Genomic DNA, 16,418 nt, shown 5'->3' on the forward strand with positions numbered 1-16,418 from the left:
TAGCCCGGTTCATAGTCAGAAAATCAACCCGCTTCGGCGGGTTTTTTTATTTGGGGGGCATAATGAGCTTCTTCCATCACCATGATAAAACGCCGCACGACAAACCGGACAACCTTCGCTCCTCTCAGGTACTGAGCGTAATAGATGTTATCAGCGAAGGCCCCGTTGCCGGGCTCGTTGACGGTTTAAAAAGCGTGCTGATTAATGGCACGCCTGTGCTGGGGCCAGACGGTCAGGTGAACGTGCAGGGCGTCAGTATGCGCTTTCACGCAGGAACGGCGGATCAGCCACCGCTAAAGGAATTTGAGGCATCAGCCCGGGAAAAGCTGATCAATGCTGACGTGACCGCGCAATATGCCGTCACGCGCACGGTGGAAGGTAAGGAAACAGACCGGCTTCGGCTGACGCTGGGCGTGCGACAGCTTTTTTCAGTCAACAGGAAAGGCGAAACGCAGGATGCGTCAGTCACCCTGCATATTCTTATCCGGCATCCTGCAGGCTGGAAAACGGAAAAAGACATTACCGTGAAGGGATGCACGCACGAGCCGTTTGCGTTTTCGGTGATCCTTGAAGACCTGCCGGCTGCGCCCTTTGACGTTCGCGTAACGCGTAGTACGCCTGACAGCACGGGTAACCGGCTGTTCAATAAGACCTTCTGGTCATCATATACAGAAATCACCGATGTCCGGCAATGCTATCCCCATACTGCCGTGACGGGCCTGAAAATTGATTCAGATAAGTCAGGTAATCAGCGCGCGGATCGCAATTACCTGATGCGGGGGCGCCTGGTAAAGGTGCCGGCAAACTATGACCCCGTGACGCGCAGTTATGCCGGAGAGCGCTGGAATGGGGAGTTTAAAGAGTCCTGGACGGACAACCCGGCCTGGTGCCTGTATGACCTGCTGATGCACCCACGCTATGGTCTGGGTCAGAGAATGGGTATTGCAGATACAGACAAGTGGGCACTCTATAACATTGCCCGCTATTGTGATGAAAAGGTCAGTGATGGCTATGGCGGGCTGGAGCCCCGCATCCGCTGCAACGCGTGGCTGACGCTGCAGCGGAAGGCGTTCAATGTCATTGGTGATTTCTGCAGCATGATGCGCTGCATGCCCGTATGGAACGGCCAGCGTCTGACGTTTATTCAGGATGCGCCTTCAGACGTTGTCTGGACCTACACCAGTGCCAGCGTGGCCGGCGGTCAGTTTCATTACAGTTTCAGCGCGCTGAAGGACCGCCATAACGCAGTCGAGGTGCGTTTCATCGATCCACATAATAACTGGCAGCCTTCTGTAGAGCTGGTGGAAGACCGCGAGGCCATAAAGCGATACGGGCGTAACCTGCTGAAGGTCGATGCGTTTGGCTGTACCAGCCGCGGTCAGGCACACCGGACCGGCTTATGGATCATCCAGACCGAACTGCTGGAAACCCAGACCGTCGATTTTTGTGTGGGGGCAGAAGGGCTGCGTCATATCCCTGGTGATATCTTCGAAATTTGCGACAACGATTATGCCGGGACAGCGACCGGTGGCCGGATCATTGCCGCAGAGCCTGAGAGGAAACTACTCAGGCTTGACCGGCCTGTGTCTCTTCCAGAAGAGGGGCGTGCCACGCTGAATCTGATGAATGAGGCCGGGCAGCCTTTCACCGTCATCGTGACCGGCCATCCCGAACCTGACTGTGTCGAAGTAGATAACCTGCCTGAAGGCATGGTGTCGCTCAGCGTCTGGGGACTGAAACTGCCGGGGCTGCGACCGCGCCTGTTTCGCTGTGTGGCTATTCGTGAAAGCGAAAACGGCGGCTATGCCGTAACCGCGCTGCAGCACTGCCCGGAAAAACAGGCACGGGTAGACGAAGGCAAGCATTTTTCAGAACTACCGGCCAGCGGGCACGCAATTTTACCGCCCGCTGTAAGGCATCTTCGTGTCAGCGTCAGCGCCTTATCCGGCCACATTCATGCCATCGCACGGTGGGAAACTCTACGGACATCCGGTAGCGCACACTTTGACGTACGGGTCATACGCGGACATGACGCCTCAGAATTCCTGGTCTTCAGCAACACAGCTGACCGGCCTGAATGTGCGTTCATTCTGCCAGAAACGGGGTGCTATACGCTGAGCATCTGCTCAGTCAGCGAGGCCGGGCAGAAAAGCGAACCTGTCTCTGTCGACATTACTGTTGTTGCGCCTGAACCTCCCGTATCCATCGACGTTACACCCGGCTATTTCCAGGTCACGCTGGTACCGCATCAGGCCATTTATGACGCCACGACACGTTATGAATTCTGGTATGCCGTAACCCGGCTCGCTGACGCGCAACAGGCCGAATCTCAGGCGCAATACCTTGGAGAAGGAAGCTGCTGGATAAAAGATGGTCTTATGCCGGGCAATGTTCACTACTTCTATATTCGCAGCGTAAACGCGCTGGGCAAATCGGCTTTCACCGAACAGACCGCCAGTCCGAGTGATAAAGCGGAAGACTATCTGGCATTTTATAAAGGAAAAATCAGCGATACCCATCTGGGAAAAAGCCTGCTGACAAAAATGGACCAGCTGTCAGAGGGCGCAGCTAAAATCGGGAAAATTGAAAAGAGCTGGAAAGACACGGAAGGACGGCTGAATTCGCAGTGGTCCGTCAGGCTTGAGCAGATGAAAAACGGTCAGTACTGCATGGCTGGCTTTGGCATGGGGGTTGAGGAAAAACCGGAGGGGATGCAGAGTCAGATCCTGATGGCCGCCGATCGCGTGGCGTTTGTGAACCCGGAAAACGGAAACACCGTGCCCGCACTGGTTATTGAACACGACCAGATCTATTTCCGTGAAGCGCTCATCAGATACCTGCGTGCAGTCAGCATTACCAGCAGCGGCAATCCGCCAGCTTTTGCACTCACGCCTGATGGCAAACTGACGGCAAGGGATGCTGATATCAGTGGGACCATAACGGCAGTCAGGGGTGAGCTGGATAATGTCGTCATAAAAGACAGCTGCATCATTGAAGGTGTACTGGATGCCAGACAGATCACAGGTGACATTTTTAATGTTCAGTCTGGCGGGGTTGATTTGCCCGAAGGCGCCTTTAGCTGGTCAGATAAAAAGGGAGGACATGTTCTGTTCAGAATTGCTGGCGAGTCATTTGACCGTATTCTGGATACAAATCTGACACTGATTGCGCGGGCTCTGAATCAACGGCAGCAGTTTAAGTTAATTATCCGGCATTATTATACCGGTGAGTTATACACAAATGTTGAGCTCAGTTATGCAGATACCGGTAATAATGGACATGCTCCTGGCATGAGTTACAAAATAAACGGAATAAACCTGCCGGCGATCGGCCGGTCGCATGTGCACGAGTTAATCATGTTCGTAGGTAACAGTAACCGGTCTGGCCGTGTTTACTGTTATATTCCTCCTGGCGAGGCACCAAAATTTACGGCCTATCGCGCTGGCCGATCGTTTGTTACCAGCGGAGAAATATAATAAACCGTGCTGAGCGATCACTCTGAATAGCCGGGCAGGCTATGCAGCCAGACCCTGAAACAATAAGAGGAGACTGAATACCAGCAAAGCCGGATGCTCTTCACCCGTTGAGTTCACCAGTCTCTCATAAAACAGCGAGCGGCAGACAAATCCCCTGTCAGACTGGCCGGTAGTCTGTGCGACAAGCCTCAAATCCAGTTCAGATATAAGGCGGCACCGATAACAAGCGCAACGGATGAAATAACATTGAGTGCAATAACAGTGCGGGGTGATACGTCCATTTCTGAATCTCCTTAAGTGAAGACTCAAAGGTCAGCACCTGTGGCAATTTACTCCAGGTTGTCATCAAGCCAGTCTGCCCACCACTGCATCATTTCGCGCCGTTTTTCCAGATACTGAGCGTGATTGTAGACCGTGCGCATCTTGTTGTGGTCAAGGTGCGCCAGCTGACGTTCAATCGCATCTGCCGGCCACTGATATTCATTCATCACCGTACTGAACTGGTGTCGGAAACCGTGCCCGGTTGTCTGACCTTCATAGCCAATACGGCGGATAACGCCAAGGATGGTGTTATCACTGATAGGCTTATTCTTGTTTATTCTGCCCGGAAAGCACAGCGCACCATGGCCGGTGATCTTCTTCATTGAAATCATCAGCGCATGAACCTGATCTGACATCGGCACAACATGAAGGCGTCGGTTTTTCATTATCTCCGCGTCAATAACAATAAGGCGGTTTTCAAAGTCGACGTTTTCCCACCTCATAGAGCGAAGTTCTGCCGTTCTCAGCACTGTATAATGAAGAATGAGGGCGGCATTTTTTGCCACCACGCCGCCGGCATAGCTTTCCAGAGAACGATGAAACGCCTGTATGCGGTTCATCGGCAGAAAGGCATGGTTCCTCTTTTTGTATCCTTTGAGAGCCTTGAGCAGGTCGGGCGCCGGATTGTATGTGGCCCGGCCGGTGACAATTGCATACCTGAACACCTCTCCGCACCGTTTCCTTGCCTTGTCTGCCCGCTCCATTGCGCCGCGATCTTCGTACAGGCGGATCACCTTCAGCACCTCCAGCGGCTCAATCTCGTCCATCTGCATATGACCCATGAGCGGCAGAATGTCATTCTCAAACATGCGGCGCAGTTCGGCTGCATATCTTTCCGACCAAACGACAGATTTGTGGGCATACCACTCTTTAAAGATGCCGGCAAAGGTCCAGGCATCCGGTGCCCTCTCTTTCTTCTTCCTGGCCTGTTTCTGCTGAGCAGGATCCACGCCAGCCAGCAGTTTCATTTTCGCTTCCGACTGGCGCGCGCGCGCTTCTGTCAGGGATATCTGCGGCCATGGGCCAATGACCAGCGTTTTCTCTTTGCCGTCAAACCGGTAGCGGAGGCGCCACACCTTTTTTCCGGTGGGCGGGACAAACAGAAACAGGCCTCCTGCGTCAGCCAGGCGATATGACTTATCCTTAGGTTTAGCGGCGTTGATCTGCTTTACCGTAAGCATGTGGGCATAACTCCGGGTGTGGTTACGTTATGCCCACAATATGCCCGCAAAAAACCGGCGTAGTCAATGCCTGAGGGTTCGTGTCAGTTGTGCTCAGAAAGGCCTGAAATCAAGGCGGGCAGGGGGTTTGTTCGTGTCGGTGGAGGCGGGTTCAGGTCACAATGGTGTCCCCTGCAGGAATCGAACCTGCAACTAGCCCTTAGGAGGGGCTCGTTATATCCATTTAACTAAGGGGACGGCGGCGCGCAGTATAGCGTAAATGCGCCGCAAGAATAACCCAACAGCGGCGCGTTTGCTCATTTTCTCAACAGCTTAGCGCTGCTCTTCCTGCTGCTTCGCTTCACGCTGCTTCGATTTTGCTTCTTCTTTCGCCGCCTCGCTCATATCGTTACGGATTTGCGCATGGCTAATCAGCGCGAAAATCAGCGTGCCGCCGGTAAGGTTGCCGAGCAGCGTCGGCAGCGCGAACGGCCAGATAAACGCCTGCCAGCTAACCTGCCCGGTAAAGACCAGATAAAGGACCTCCACCGAACCCACCACGATATGCGCCAGATCGCCTAGCCCTACCAGCCAGGTCATCATTACGATCACGATAAGCTTGGTGGCGCCCGCCTGCGGCATCATCCAGACCATCGTGGCGATAATCCAGCCGGAGATCACCGCATTGGCAAACATCTCGCCGGGCGTATTTTCCATCACCTTCAGGCTGATGGTGCTAAACGCGTGGCGCGTGGCGTCGTCAAAAATCGGCATCTCCGCAAAGGCAAGCGAGGCGAGCGCGGTGCCGATCAGGTTGCCCAGCAGCACCAGCGCCCACAGCCGCAGCAGCAGGCCGATATTGCCCAGCGTCGGTTTGTGCATCACCGGCAATACCGCCGTCACCGTGTTTTCGGTAAAGAGCTGCTGGCGCGCCATAATGACAATGACGAAGCCAAAGGTGTAGCCGAGGTTTTCCAGCAGAAAAGCGCCGGGCAGGCCGTCGAGATGCACGTGGAAAATCCCTTTCGCCATCAGCGAGGCACCCATCGACAGGCCAGCGGCAATCGCTGACCAGAGCAGCGCCATGCCGTCACGCTCCAGCTCCTTTTCACCATCCTGGCGGATCTCTTCATGTATCGCCGCCGCGCGCGAGGGCAGGGCGTCTTCATTTACCTCGATTTCAGTGCCTTGTTCTTTCTCTTCGCTGTCGACATCATTTTCATCCTGGTGAACAGATGGGGAAGGTTTCATGTTTACTCCTTGTTATTATTGCTGCGCGCAATAAGCGTAGTCTGTTTTGGCGGGGGCGAAATGTAACTGGCTTTCCGATGAAGCGTTACAAAGTTTTAACGCTGGCTATTTATTAGGCATATTCGCTGCGGAAGAGGCATAACCATCAAGCCTGGCGCGCCGCGCCGCACGGCATGGGCTTCGGACCATAACAACCTTGTGCTATTATCCTGGCCTCTTTTTACCAGGCGCGACACCTCCTGCATGTTCGAAGTCATTAATCTCTCTTGCGTTCGCGATGAACGCATCCTGTTTCAGGGTTTGTCGTTCGAAGTGGCGGCAGGCGATATCGTGCAGGTCGAAGGGCCGAACGGCGCGGGAAAAACCTCGCTGCTGCGCCTGCTGGCCGGGCTGAGCCGGCCGGAAGAGGGTGAGGTGCGCTGGCAAAACCAGCCTGTACGGCAACAGCGCGAACAGTGGCATCAAAGCCTGCTTTTTCTTGGTCATCAGCCGGGCGTAAAAGCGGTACTATCGCCGCTGGAAAATCTGCGCTTTTATCATCCGGACCGCGCCGAATCGCAGATATTTGATGCCCTTGAGTGCGTCGATCTGCTGGGCTATGAAGAGGTGCCGGTGGCGCAACTTTCGGCGGGACAGCAGCGGCGTGTGGCGCTGGCCCGGCTCTGGCTCAGCGACGCCGCGCTCTGGATTCTGGATGAGCCGCTGACGGCGATAGATAAAGAGGGTGTGGAAAAATTAATGAGGCGTTTTACGCAACATGCCGATAAGGGCGGAGCGGTTATTCTCACCACGCATCAGGATCTGCCAAAAAGCCATGCGCAGGTGCGTAAAATACGGCTTACTGGCACGGAGCTAATCTGATGACCCTGCGCGTTATTCAGCGCGAGTTGCGCATCGCCTTTCGCAGCGGTGCGGAGGTGGTTAACCCGCTCTGGTTCTTTCTGATTGTGATAACGCTGTTTCCGCTCGGTATCGGACCGGAGCCGCAGCAGCTGGCGCGCATCGCGCCGGGTGTGGTCTGGGTTGCCGCCTTGCTATCATCACTGCTGGCGCTGGAGCGGCTGTTTCGCGACGATTTTCTCGACGGTTCGCTGGAGCAGCTGTTGCTGCTGCCGACGCCGCTGCCGGTCACCGTGCTGGGTAAAGTGATCGCCCACTGGCTGGTGACGGGGCTGCCGCTGATCCTGCTGTCGCCGCTGGCGGCGCTGCTGCTGTCGCTCGATTTCAACAGCTGGCTGGCGATGGCGCTGACGCTGTTGCTTGGCACGCCGACCTTCAGCTTTCTCGGCGCGATAGGCGTCGCGCTGACGGTTGGGCTGCGGCGCGGCGGCGTGCTGCTGAGCCTGCTGGTCCTGCCGCTGGCGGTGCCGGTGCTGATTTTCGCCAGCGCGGCGATCGACGCGGCGGGGCAGGGCTTGCCGATCGGCGGTTATCTGGCGATCCTCGGCGCAATGCTGGCAGCCAGCGCGACGCTGGCGCCGTTCGCCACCGCCGCCGCGCTGCGTATCGCGCTGCACTGAACCGCACATGCATCAGACATGTCGGGAATGCTAATTTTTTAACCTGTGAGCAATGCAACATGTGGAAATGGTTACATCAGCTGGCGAGGCCGGAGCGGCTTTATCAGCTCTGCGGACGTTTAATTCCCTGGTTTGCCGTGGCGAGCGCGGCGACGCTGCTGCTTGGCTGGGTGTGGGGCTTCGGTTTCGCGCCGGCTGATTACCAGCAGGGCGATAGCTTCCGTATTATGTATATTCACGTTCCGGCGGCAATGTGGTCGATGGGCGTTTACGCAGCGATGGCGGTCGCCGCCTTTACCGGGCTGGTGTGGCAGATGAAGATGGCCGACCTGGTGTCGACCGCGATGGCACCGGTCGGCGCGGTCTTTACCTTTATCGCGCTTATCACCGGTTCCGCCTGGGGCAAGCCGATGTGGGGCACCTGGTGGATCTGGGACGCGCGCCTTACGTCGGAGCTGGTGTTGCTCTTCCTTTATATGGGCGTGATGGCGCTCTATCAGTCGTTTGACGATCGCCGCACGGCGGGACGCGCCGCAGGCATTCTGATCCTGGTCGGCGTTATCAATCTGCCGATTATTCACTTCTCGGTGCAGTGGTGGAATACCCTGCATCAGGGATCGTCGGGCATTCTGCAGCAGGCGATCGCGCCGAGCATGCGCACGCCGCTGCGCTGGGCGATCCTCGGCTATCTGATGCTGTTCATCACGCTGACGCTGATGCGTCTGCGCAATCTCATTCTCTACACCGAACGTCACCGCCCCTGGGTCGCGGAGATCGCTAACGGAGGTCGTAAAGCATGACGCCCGCTTTCTCTTCCCTTTCTGCCTTTTTTGCGATGGGCGGCTACGCCTTTTACGTCTGGCTGGCGGTGATCTGCACCCTTATTTCGCTTGGCGCGCTGCTGCTGCATACGCTGCTGCAGCGTCGCCGCTTGCTGGCCGAGATCCGCCAGCGTCAGTCCAGGGAGCGCCGCATCCGTTCGGCGAAAATGAAACAGGCCGCCGGTGAAGCGGCAGGAGATCCAATGTGAATACCCGTCGTCGTCAGCGCCTGTACGTTGTCATCGCGATACTGGTGGGGCTGGGCCTCGCCACGTCACTGGTCATGTATGCGCTGCGTTCCAATATCGACCTGTTCTACACCCCAAGTGAAATTCTTTACGGCAAAGGGGAAGATCATCAGAAGCCGGAGGCGGGGCAGCGCCTGCGCGTCGGCGGCATGGTGATGCCGGGCAGCGTGAAGCGCGACCCGAATACGCTTGCGGTCTCCTTTAAGCTTTACGACGCCAACGGCGTGGTGAGCGTCAGCTTCGAAGGCATTCTGCCGGACCTGTTCCGCGAAGGGCAGGGCGTCGTCGCCCAGGGCGTGCTGGAAGAGGGCAATCTGATCAACGCCAAAGAGGTGCTGGCGAAGCATGACGAGAAATATACGCCGCCGGAAATCGAGGATGCGATGAAGAAGAACCACAAGAGCCCGCAGGCGCTGGCGGAACAGGCGAGAACGCAGTCATGATGCCTGAGATTGGAAGTTTTCTGCTCTGCCTGGCGATGGGCATCGCGCTGCTGTTAAGCGTCTATCCGCTGTGGGGCGCGCTACGCCAGGATGGCCGCCTGATGGGGCTGGCGCGTCCGCTGGCGAGCGGGCTGTTTCTTTGCATCGCTGCCGCTTTCCTGGTGCTGGTGCACGCCTTTGTGGTCAACGACTTTACCGTCGCCTATGTCGCCGCCAACTCTAATACGCTGCTGCCGGTCTATTACCGCATCGCCGCGACCTGGGGCGCGCATGAAGGTTCGCTGCTGTTGTGGGTGCTGCTGCTCAGTACCTGGACGCTGGCGGTAGCGATTTTCAGCCGCGGCATGCCGCAGGATGCGCTGGCGCGCGTGCTGGCGGTTATGGGGATGATCAATCTCGGTTTTCTGCTGTTTATTATCCTTACCTCAAATCCCTTTACCCGCACGCTGCCAGACTTTCCCATCGACGGGCGCGATCTCAACCCGATGCTGCAGGATATCGGCCTGATCTTCCATCCGCCACTGCTCTATATGGGCTATGTCGGCTTCTCGGTCGCCTTCGCCTTCGCCATCGCCTCGCTGATGGCAGGACGGCTGGATACCGCCTGGGCGCGCTGGTCGCGGCCCTGGACCACCGCGGCCTGGGTGTTTCTCACCATCGGCATCGTGCTGGGATCGGCATGGGCCTATTATGAGCTCGGCTGGGGCGGCTGGTGGTTCTGGGACCCGGTTGAGAACGCCTCCTTTATGCCGTGGCTGGCGGGCACCGCGCTGATGCACTCGCTGGCGGTCACGGAAAAACGCGGCACCTTTAAGGCCTGGACAGTGCTGCTGGCGATTACCGCCTTTTCCCTCAGCCTGCTCGGGACTTTTCTGGTGCGCTCCGGCGTGCTGGTGTCGGTGCACTCCTTCGCTTCCGACCCGGCGCGCGGCATGTTTATCCTCGCTTTCCTGGTGATCGTTATCGGCAGCTCGCTGTTGCTCTACGCCATTAAGGGCGGACAAGTGCGCAGTCGGGTGCAGAACGAAACCTGGTCGCGTGAATCTTTTCTGCTCGGCAACAACGTGCTGCTGATCGCCGCCATGCTGGTGGTGCTGCTCGGGACGCTGCTGCCGCTGGTGCATAAGCAGCTCGGCCTCGGCAGCATCTCCGTGGGCGAACCTTTCTTTAACACCATGTTCAGCTGGCTGATGGCGCCGTTCGCGCTGATGCTCGGCATCGGGCCGCTGGTGCGCTGGCGTCGTGACGAGCCGCAGAAGCTGTGGCGTCGGCTGGCGCTGGCGCTGGCAGTGACCCTGGCCTGTTCGATTCTGCTCCCCTGGCTGCTGCAGGATCGCATTGAGGCGATGACGGTGGTTGGGCTGCTGATGTCGGTGTGGATTATCGTGCTGACGCTGATGGAACTGCACGAGCGCGCCACCCATCGTCACTCCTTGCTGCGCGGCCTGCGTCATCTGTCGCGCAGCCACTGGGGCATGGTGCTGGGCCATCTCGGCGTCGGCGTGACGGTGATCGGCATCGCCTTCAGCACGCAGTACAGCGTCGAGCGCGACGTGCGCATGAAAGCGGGCGACAGCGTCGATATTCACAGCTATCACTTTGTGTTCCGCGACGTGCATAACCTGCAGGGCCCGAACTACAGCGGCGGCGTTGGCATTATCGACGTCAGCCGCAACGGTAAGCCTGAAGCGGTGCTGCACGCCGAAAAACGCTTCTACACCGCTGCGCGCATCATGATGACCGAAGCGGCGATCGACGGCGGCTTTACCCGCGATCTCTACGCCGCGCTGGGCGAAGAGCTGGATAACGGCTCTTGGGCGGTGCGTATCTACTACAAACCCTTTGTGCGCTGGATCTGGTTCGGCGGCGTGTTTATGGCGGTCGGCGGCCTGCTCTGTCTGCTCGATCCGCGTTACCGCTCGCGGAAAAAAGCTGCGCGGGAGGAACGGGCATGAACAAAAAAATCCTCTTTATTCCGCTGATTCTCTTTTTACTGCTGGCGGCGGCGCTGCTCTGGCAGCTGTCGCGTAACGCCAGCGGTGACGATCCGACGCGTCTTGAATCGGCGCTGATCGGCAAGCCGGTGCCGCTGTTTAAGCTGGAAGCGCTCGATCGGCCCGGCAAGATCTACGACCAGAAGATCCTGAACGACGGCAAACCGATTCTGCTGAACGTCTGGGCGACATGGTGCCCGACCTGTCGCGCGGAGCATCAGTATCTGAACACGCTGGCGGAGCAGGGCATCCGCGTGGTGGGGCTGAACTATAAAGACGATCGCACTAAAGCGGTCACCTGGCTTAACTCGCTGGGTAATCCTTACGCGCTCAGCCTTTATGACGGCGACGGCATGCTGGGGCTGGATCTCGGCGTTTATGGCGCGCCGGAAACCTTTCTCATCGACGGCAACGGCATTATCCGCTATCGCCACGCGGGCGACCTGAACGCGCGCGTCTGGCAGCAGGAAGTGCTGCCGCTGTGGCGGAAATACAGCAAGGAGGGCGTATGAAACGCGTTCTTCTTATTCTCTGCGGTCTGCTGTTTAGCTTCAGCCTGTGGGCGGCGATCGATACTTACCAGTTCGACTCCGTGGCGCAGGAAGAGCAGTATCGCGATTTGACCGGCTCGCTGCGCTGCCCGAAATGCCAGAACAACAGCATCGCCGACTCGAACGCGATGATCGCAGCGGATATGCGCCTCAAGGTCTATGAGCTGATGAAGCAGGGCCAGAGCCGCCAGCAGATTATCGACTATATGGTGGCGCGCTACGGCAATTTCGTCACCTATGAGCCACCGGTGACGCCGTCGACGCTGATCCTCTGGGTCGGCCCGGCGCTGTTCGCGCTGCTGGGCGGCCTGACTATTATCCTGCGCAGCCGCCAGCGTAAAACGCGCAGCGAGCTGGACGATACCGATCAACAGCGCCTTGCGGCGATACTTAAACGCGACGGGAAGCTGAAATGACCGCTTTGTGGCTAAGCATTATTATTCTGCTGGCGGCCGCCAGCGCCCTGTTTCTCGGCGCCGGATGGCGTCAGCGTCAGTCGAGCGAGGCCGATCGCGATCGCCTTAATACCGATTTTTATCATCAGCGCCTGCGCGAGCTGGAAGAGGATGAGGCGCAGGGCGTTATCGGCGAGCGCGCCACGATGGTCAGCGAGCTGCAGCAGACGCTGCTGACCGATATTCCGCAGCAGGGGGCCGCGCCGTCGCGCGCCAGCAGCCGTCTGGCGCTGCTGCCCGGCGTCGTGGTGCTTATCGCCGTGTCGCTCGGCATGTATCTGAAAAGCGGCGGGCTGGCGCAGGTTGCTGGCTGGATGCAGGTGCAGCAGGATTATCCGGCGCTGCGTGCGCGGGTGATGGATCCGCAGGCGAAACCGCTGACCATGGAGGAGCTGGCGCGTCTGCAGCTCGGCCTGCGTACCGCGCTGCAGTCGCAGCCGGATAACCTTAACGACTGGACCATGCTGGGACGTCTCGGCATGGTGCTGAACAACGCCGCCAGCGCCAGCCAGGCGTTTGAGCATGCGCTGCAGCTCGCACCCAACAACCTTACGCTGAAACAGGACTATGCTGAAGTACTGACGCGCTCCAGCGATCCGCAGGATAACCGTCAGGCTGGCCTGATGCTGCGCGATATGCTGAAAGATGACGGCAACAATCTGCGTACGCTCGGCCTGCTGGCCTTTAACGCCTATGAACAGCAGCAGTATGATCAGGCTATCAGCGCCTGGCAGGCTATGCTGAAACAGATCCCGGCAGAGGATCAACGCCGCGCGATGATCGAGCGCAGCATTGAACAAGCAAAAACCGACGCGGGCCAGCAGAATACGCAGCTGGCGCTGACGGTGACGTTGACGCCGGAGGCAGAAAAAATGTTACCGCCGGGCGGAGTAATGTATATTTCTGTTTCTGACGGTGTTTCACCGGTGCCCGTGGCCGTTAAGCGCTTGCCGCTGAGCCACTTTCCGTTATCGCTTACGCTGGATGACAGCAACGCCATGATGCCGGAGCGCCTGCTTTCGGCGCAGCATCAGGTACAGGTTCGGGTGCGTATCTCCCGCGACGGCAGCGCCAGTCCGCAATCGGGCGACTGGTTTGGTCTGAGCGCGTTAACGCCCTGGGACGGTCATCAGCACATGGCTGTGGAGATTAATCAACAGCAGCCCTGAAGCGATACATCATTAAACCGCACAGGGAGATAACAATGGCTTACCGCCTGACCAGCCTGGTCCTGGCCAGTGTCATGCTGGCTGGATGCGCCAGCTCAAAGCCGGACAGCGAGGCGCCTGCGCAGCGCAGCGATCCGCTTGAAGGCTTTAACCGCACGATGTTTAACTTTAACTACAACGTGCTGGATCCATATGTGCTGCGCCCTGTCGCGGTGGCGTGGCGCGATTACGTGCCGGTACCGGCGCGTACCGGTTTAAGCAATTTCCTCGGCAACCTGGAAGAGCCGGCTAGTATGGTGAACTCGATTCTGGTAGGCGAGCCGCGCCAGGCGGGCATTCACTTCACCCGTTTCTTCCTGAACTCCATACTGGGTCTGGGCGGTTTTATCGATGTCGCGGGCAAGGCGAACCCGGAGCTGGCGCGTGAAGTGCCGCACCGTTTCGGCAGCACGCTCGGCCACTACGGCGTCGGCTATGGACCTTACGTCGAGCTGCCAGCCTACGGCAGCTTCACCATTCGCGAAGATGGCGGCGACTATGTGGATACGCTCTATCCGGTGCTCGGCTGGCTGACTTGGCCGATGTCTATCGCTAAGTGGACGCTGGAAGGGGTGGAGACGCGCGCGCAGCTGCTCGACTCCGATGCGCTGCTGAAGCAGCAGTCGGATCCCTATGCCTTTATTCGCAACGCCTATTTCCAGCGTCATGATTTCCTGGCGAACGGCGGTCGGCTGAAGCCGGAAGAGAATCCGAACGCCAGCGCGATTCAGGACGATTTAAAAGATATCGACGCGCAGTAACGGCGGCAACAGATGCAATGGCGACCTCAGGGTCGCCATTTTTTTGCGTGCACCGAACGTAAAACGCGAGTGGCATGGGCAGAAGAGCAAAGCGTCCCGCGCCAGGGAAGGCCCGGGCCGAGCTGGCATGGATGCCGCTTTTTGCGTCTTTGCGATCGGCCCATGCCACTCGCATCGGCTCCCTGCCTGAACAAAAATGGCGACCCTGAGGTCGCCATTTTCACTCACTTCAGCTATCAGAACTTATAGTTGAAGTTCGCGCCGTACAGCCAGGCTTTACCTACAGAGTTAAAGGTATAAGGGCCTTCCTGCACCGTGACGTGCTGGCCATGCATATAAGAGACGCCCACATCCACTGAGGCATCCTGCGTAAAGGCGTAAGAGGCGCCCGCGCTCAGCCAGAGACGATCCTGGTCCGGAATAGAGATAGAACGCTTGTCAGCCGGAACCGGGCTGTCATCAAAGGCGATACCGGTGCGGAAGGTCCAGTTATCGTCATAGTAATAGGTGGTGCCCAGTGCGATGCGGTAGGCATCCTTAAAGCTCTCATCTTTATAGAACAGCGTCTGACCGCTTGAACCGGTGGCTTTCAGCTCCTGGAACTGGCTCCAGCTGGTATAGGCCAGGCTGTAGTGTACCGCCCACTGCGGCGCCACTTTATGCCAGCCGGACACTTCCCACATCTCAGGCAGGTTTAGCGTCAGCGCGCCCGGAATGGTCGAGCCGCCGGTGGCGTAAGGCAGCCCTAAGTTGGCCGCCTGATTGATGCGGTTAACGGCGGTGGGCAGGCTGCTTTTATAGTCGCCGTCGAAATCGACTTTAACTTCCGAACGATAGGTAAAGCCAAAGCGGTTGTTTTTATCCACTTCATACAGAATGCCTGCGTTCCAGCCGTAGCCCCACTCGTCGCCCTTCAGATGAGCGACCTGAGTATCGGCGGGGAAGCCCAGCGCCGTGCCCGCCTCGCCCGCGTAGCGCTCAATCTTGGCGCGCGCATAAACGGCGTCAAAACCGACGCCGAAGCTGAAATGCTCGTTAAGACGGTAAGCGGTGCTGAGGTTAAAGTTGGCGGTCATCAGGTCGGTTTTGCCGCCGTAACCGCCCGCCGTATAGTCATCGCTGAATTCCGTCGCCAGCCCATAGTTTGAGGTTGCGGATGCGCCGACCCACCACTGATCGTTAATCGGCTGCACATAGTGAAGATTGGGGATCCACTGCGTCGGCGCGATATTACTGGCGTTGAGGCTGCGGCCGGTCGGACTGTTGCCGGTAATATCGACATCGGGATCGATAAAAACCGCGCCGATGGAAAACATCGGGCGATCCATCAGCGCCATCGTCGCCGGGTTGCGGCTGGCCGATGCGGCAGTGTCGCCCATCGCACCTTCGCCGGAATAGGCACGACCCAGCCCAGCAGAGGAGAATTCGTTAAGCTGAAAGCCCGCTGCGTATACGTGTGAAGAGACAAGCGCCACTGCAGCCGCCACGGCTGACTTTGCGAACAGGTTTTTATGGCTCATGACCACAACCTCATATGAATTATTATTTAACTGTAATTGTTACATGGCGTAACAAGGGTCGGCGGATTGTAGGGACTGACCAGAAGCTGACAAATCAGACCAGTGCGGCAAGTATAGGTCTGACCTGTGTAGATGTTGCAATATTGTTTTTAAAATATTTCTGAATTGATCTGCAAAATTTCGATCTGCTTAACAAAACGGGCGGGACTAAGAGCAGCATAGCGACTCTAATTTGTTTTGGATCAAATTTTATTGTGATATTCGTCACTTAGCGAGACTCTCATGGCGCATTTTTAGCGGGAGGCGTAAAATTTCGGCCGTTAATCCAGATCGCTAACCGGTTTATTCCCAGGAGAAAACAATGACCAATACCATGAATAAATGCAGCGCTAATGAAACTGCTGCCTGCTGTTGCGTGGATGTCGGCACCGTGATGGATAACAGCGACTGTACCGCCACCTGGTCAGAATGGTTTGCGCAGCGTAGCGAAGCCGAAGCGAAACTGGCGAGCCTGACGAAAAAAGCGCGGCAGGTTGAATCTGACCCCTGCCAGATCGACGCCCGCTTCGATGAGCGCGACAACGGTGTGCAGCTTGATATCAGTTTCACCTTCGCCTGCCAGGCCGAAACCCTGATTTTTCAGCTGGGCCTGCGCTAAGCCTCTGAACGCCGTTGCTAAACGGCGTTTT

Annotated in this window: 15 protein-coding genes and 1 tRNA gene; 12 read left to right on the forward strand and 4 right to left on the reverse strand. The window is 57.5% G+C overall.

What is annotated here, in order from left to right; all coding sequences use genetic code 11:
• Positions 1-62: 62 nt before the first annotated feature.
• Positions 63-3,476, forward strand: coding sequence for a TipJ family phage tail tip protein (locus D7S44_RS05955; RefSeq protein WP_120452976.1), 3,414 nt, complete (start codon positions 63-65; stop codon positions 3,474-3,476).
• Positions 3,477-3,805: 329 nt separating this feature from the next.
• Here the strand turns inward: D7S44_RS05955 and D7S44_RS05960 are convergent, their stop codons facing one another.
• The 3 genes from D7S44_RS05960 to D7S44_RS05970 form a co-directional block, all read right to left on the reverse strand.
• The gene (locus tag D7S44_RS05960; protein ID WP_120452978.1) at positions 3,806-4,978 is read right to left on the reverse strand and encodes a tyrosine-type recombinase/integrase; all 1,173 of its coding nucleotides are present in this window, start codon (positions 4,976-4,978) and stop codon (positions 3,806-3,808) included.
• Positions 4,979-5,140: 162 nt separating this feature from the next.
• A tRNA-Arg gene (locus D7S44_RS05965) sits at positions 5,141-5,215 on the reverse strand.
• A 75-nt stretch (positions 5,216-5,290) separates the two neighbouring features.
• The gene (locus D7S44_RS05970; protein ID WP_120452980.1) at positions 5,291-6,208 is read right to left on the reverse strand and encodes a formate/nitrite transporter family protein; all 918 of its coding nucleotides are present in this window, start codon (positions 6,206-6,208) and stop codon (positions 5,291-5,293) included.
• Positions 6,209-6,451: 243 nt separating this feature from the next.
• On the opposite strand from D7S44_RS05970, the gene ccmA reads away from it, so the two are divergent.
• From ccmA to mlaA, 10 genes are read left to right on the forward strand one after another with little or no spacing between them, the layout of a single operon-like run.
• Positions 6,452-7,069 carry a cytochrome c biogenesis heme-transporting ATPase CcmA gene (gene ccmA / locus D7S44_RS05975; RefSeq protein WP_120452982.1) on the forward strand — a complete coding sequence of 206 codons (618 nt, stop codon included), beginning with the start codon at positions 6,452-6,454 and terminating at the stop codon, positions 7,067-7,069.
• Positions 7,069-7,728 carry a heme exporter protein CcmB gene (gene ccmB, locus D7S44_RS05980; protein WP_120452984.1) on the forward strand — a complete coding sequence of 220 codons (660 nt, stop codon included), beginning with the start codon at positions 7,069-7,071 and terminating at the stop codon, positions 7,726-7,728. The genes ccmA and ccmB overlap by 1 nt, the downstream gene beginning before the upstream one ends.
• A gap of 59 nt (positions 7,729-7,787) precedes the next feature.
• Positions 7,788-8,528, forward strand: a complete 741-nt coding sequence (locus tag D7S44_RS05985; protein WP_120452986.1) for a heme ABC transporter permease — start codon at positions 7,788-7,790, stop codon at positions 8,526-8,528.
• Positions 8,525-8,758, forward strand: coding sequence for a heme exporter protein CcmD (ccmD, locus tag D7S44_RS05990; protein WP_120452988.1), 234 nt, complete (start codon positions 8,525-8,527; stop codon positions 8,756-8,758). Before D7S44_RS05985 ends, ccmD begins: the two co-directional genes overlap by 4 nt.
• Positions 8,755-9,240 (forward strand): cytochrome c maturation protein CcmE, encoded by a 486-nt coding sequence (gene ccmE / locus D7S44_RS05995; protein WP_120452990.1) that lies wholly within the window; start codon positions 8,755-8,757, stop codon positions 9,238-9,240. The genes ccmD and ccmE overlap by 4 nt, the downstream gene beginning before the upstream one ends.
• Positions 9,237-11,195: a heme lyase CcmF/NrfE family subunit gene (locus D7S44_RS06000; RefSeq protein ID WP_120452992.1), complete on the forward strand. Its 1,959-nt coding sequence runs from the start codon at positions 9,237-9,239 to the stop codon at positions 11,193-11,195. Before ccmE ends, D7S44_RS06000 begins: the two co-directional genes overlap by 4 nt.
• Positions 11,192-11,746 (forward strand): DsbE family thiol:disulfide interchange protein, encoded by a 555-nt coding sequence (locus D7S44_RS06005; protein ID WP_120452994.1) that lies wholly within the window; start codon positions 11,192-11,194, stop codon positions 11,744-11,746. Before D7S44_RS06000 ends, D7S44_RS06005 begins: the two co-directional genes overlap by 4 nt.
• Positions 11,743-12,201: a cytochrome c-type biogenesis protein gene (locus D7S44_RS06010; protein WP_120452996.1), complete on the forward strand. Its 459-nt coding sequence runs from the start codon at positions 11,743-11,745 to the stop codon at positions 12,199-12,201. Before D7S44_RS06005 ends, D7S44_RS06010 begins: the two co-directional genes overlap by 4 nt.
• Entirely contained in the window at positions 12,198-13,409 is a 1,212-nt protein-coding gene (gene ccmI / locus D7S44_RS06015) for a c-type cytochrome biogenesis protein CcmI (RefSeq protein ID WP_120452998.1), read from the forward strand. Before D7S44_RS06010 ends, ccmI begins: the two co-directional genes overlap by 4 nt.
• Positions 13,410-13,444: 35 nt before the next feature.
• Complete coding sequence (gene mlaA / locus D7S44_RS06020) at positions 13,445-14,209, forward strand: phospholipid-binding lipoprotein MlaA (protein WP_120453000.1); 765 nt, start codon at positions 13,445-13,447, stop codon at positions 14,207-14,209.
• Positions 14,210-14,445: 236 nt separating this feature from the next.
• On the opposite strand, the gene fadL is transcribed toward mlaA, so the two are convergent.
• Positions 14,446-15,729 (reverse strand): long-chain fatty acid transporter FadL, encoded by a 1,284-nt coding sequence (gene fadL / locus D7S44_RS06025; RefSeq protein WP_120453002.1) that lies wholly within the window; start codon positions 15,727-15,729, stop codon positions 14,446-14,448.
• A gap of 361 nt (positions 15,730-16,090) precedes the next feature.
• Between fadL and D7S44_RS06030 the strand changes: the two genes are divergently transcribed.
• Positions 16,091-16,387 carry a YfcZ/YiiS family protein gene (locus tag D7S44_RS06030; RefSeq protein WP_120453004.1) on the forward strand — a complete coding sequence of 99 codons (297 nt, stop codon included), beginning with the start codon at positions 16,091-16,093 and terminating at the stop codon, positions 16,385-16,387.
• Positions 16,388-16,418 lie beyond the last annotated feature (31 nt).

The sequence above is a fragment of the Pantoea piersonii genome (genome assembly GCF_003612015.1).
Taxonomy (GTDB): Bacteria; Pseudomonadota; Gammaproteobacteria; order Enterobacterales; family Enterobacteriaceae; genus Pantoea; species Pantoea piersonii.

What these genes read in the sequence shown, in the direction of transcription:
- ccmA (WP_120452982.1), top strand. Translation starts at nt 6,452, where the DNA reads ATGTTCGAAGTCATTAATCTCTCTTGCGTTCGCGATGAACGCATCCTG.
- D7S44_RS06000 (WP_120452992.1), top strand. Translation starts at nt 9,237, where the DNA reads ATGATGCCTGAGATTGGAAGTTTTCTGCTCTGCCTGGCGATGGGCATC.
- ccmB (WP_120452984.1), top strand. Translation starts at nt 7,069, where the DNA reads ATGACCCTGCGCGTTATTCAGCGCGAGTTGCGCATCGCCTTTCGCAGC.
- D7S44_RS05960 (WP_120452978.1), bottom strand. Translation starts at nt 4,978, where the DNA reads ATGCTTACGGTAAAGCAGATCAACGCCGCTAAACCTAAGGATAAGTCA.
- D7S44_RS05970 (WP_120452980.1), bottom strand. Translation starts at nt 6,208, where the DNA reads ATGAAACCTTCCCCATCTGTTCACCAGGATGAAAATGATGTCGACAGC.
- D7S44_RS06030 (WP_120453004.1), top strand. Translation starts at nt 16,091, where the DNA reads ATGACCAATACCATGAATAAATGCAGCGCTAATGAAACTGCTGCCTGC.
- fadL (WP_120453002.1), bottom strand. Translation starts at nt 15,729, where the DNA reads ATGAGCCATAAAAACCTGTTCGCAAAGTCAGCCGTGGCGGCTGCAGTG.
- D7S44_RS06010 (WP_120452996.1), top strand. Translation starts at nt 11,743, where the DNA reads ATGAAACGCGTTCTTCTTATTCTCTGCGGTCTGCTGTTTAGCTTCAGC.
- D7S44_RS05955 (WP_120452976.1), top strand. Translation starts at nt 63, where the DNA reads ATGAGCTTCTTCCATCACCATGATAAAACGCCGCACGACAAACCGGAC.
- ccmI (WP_120452998.1), top strand. Translation starts at nt 12,198, where the DNA reads ATGACCGCTTTGTGGCTAAGCATTATTATTCTGCTGGCGGCCGCCAGC.
- D7S44_RS06005 (WP_120452994.1), top strand. Translation starts at nt 11,192, where the DNA reads ATGAACAAAAAAATCCTCTTTATTCCGCTGATTCTCTTTTTACTGCTG.
- D7S44_RS05985 (WP_120452986.1), top strand. Translation starts at nt 7,788, where the DNA reads ATGTGGAAATGGTTACATCAGCTGGCGAGGCCGGAGCGGCTTTATCAG.
- ccmD (WP_120452988.1), top strand. Translation starts at nt 8,525, where the DNA reads ATGACGCCCGCTTTCTCTTCCCTTTCTGCCTTTTTTGCGATGGGCGGC.
- mlaA (WP_120453000.1), top strand. Translation starts at nt 13,445, where the DNA reads ATGGCTTACCGCCTGACCAGCCTGGTCCTGGCCAGTGTCATGCTGGCT.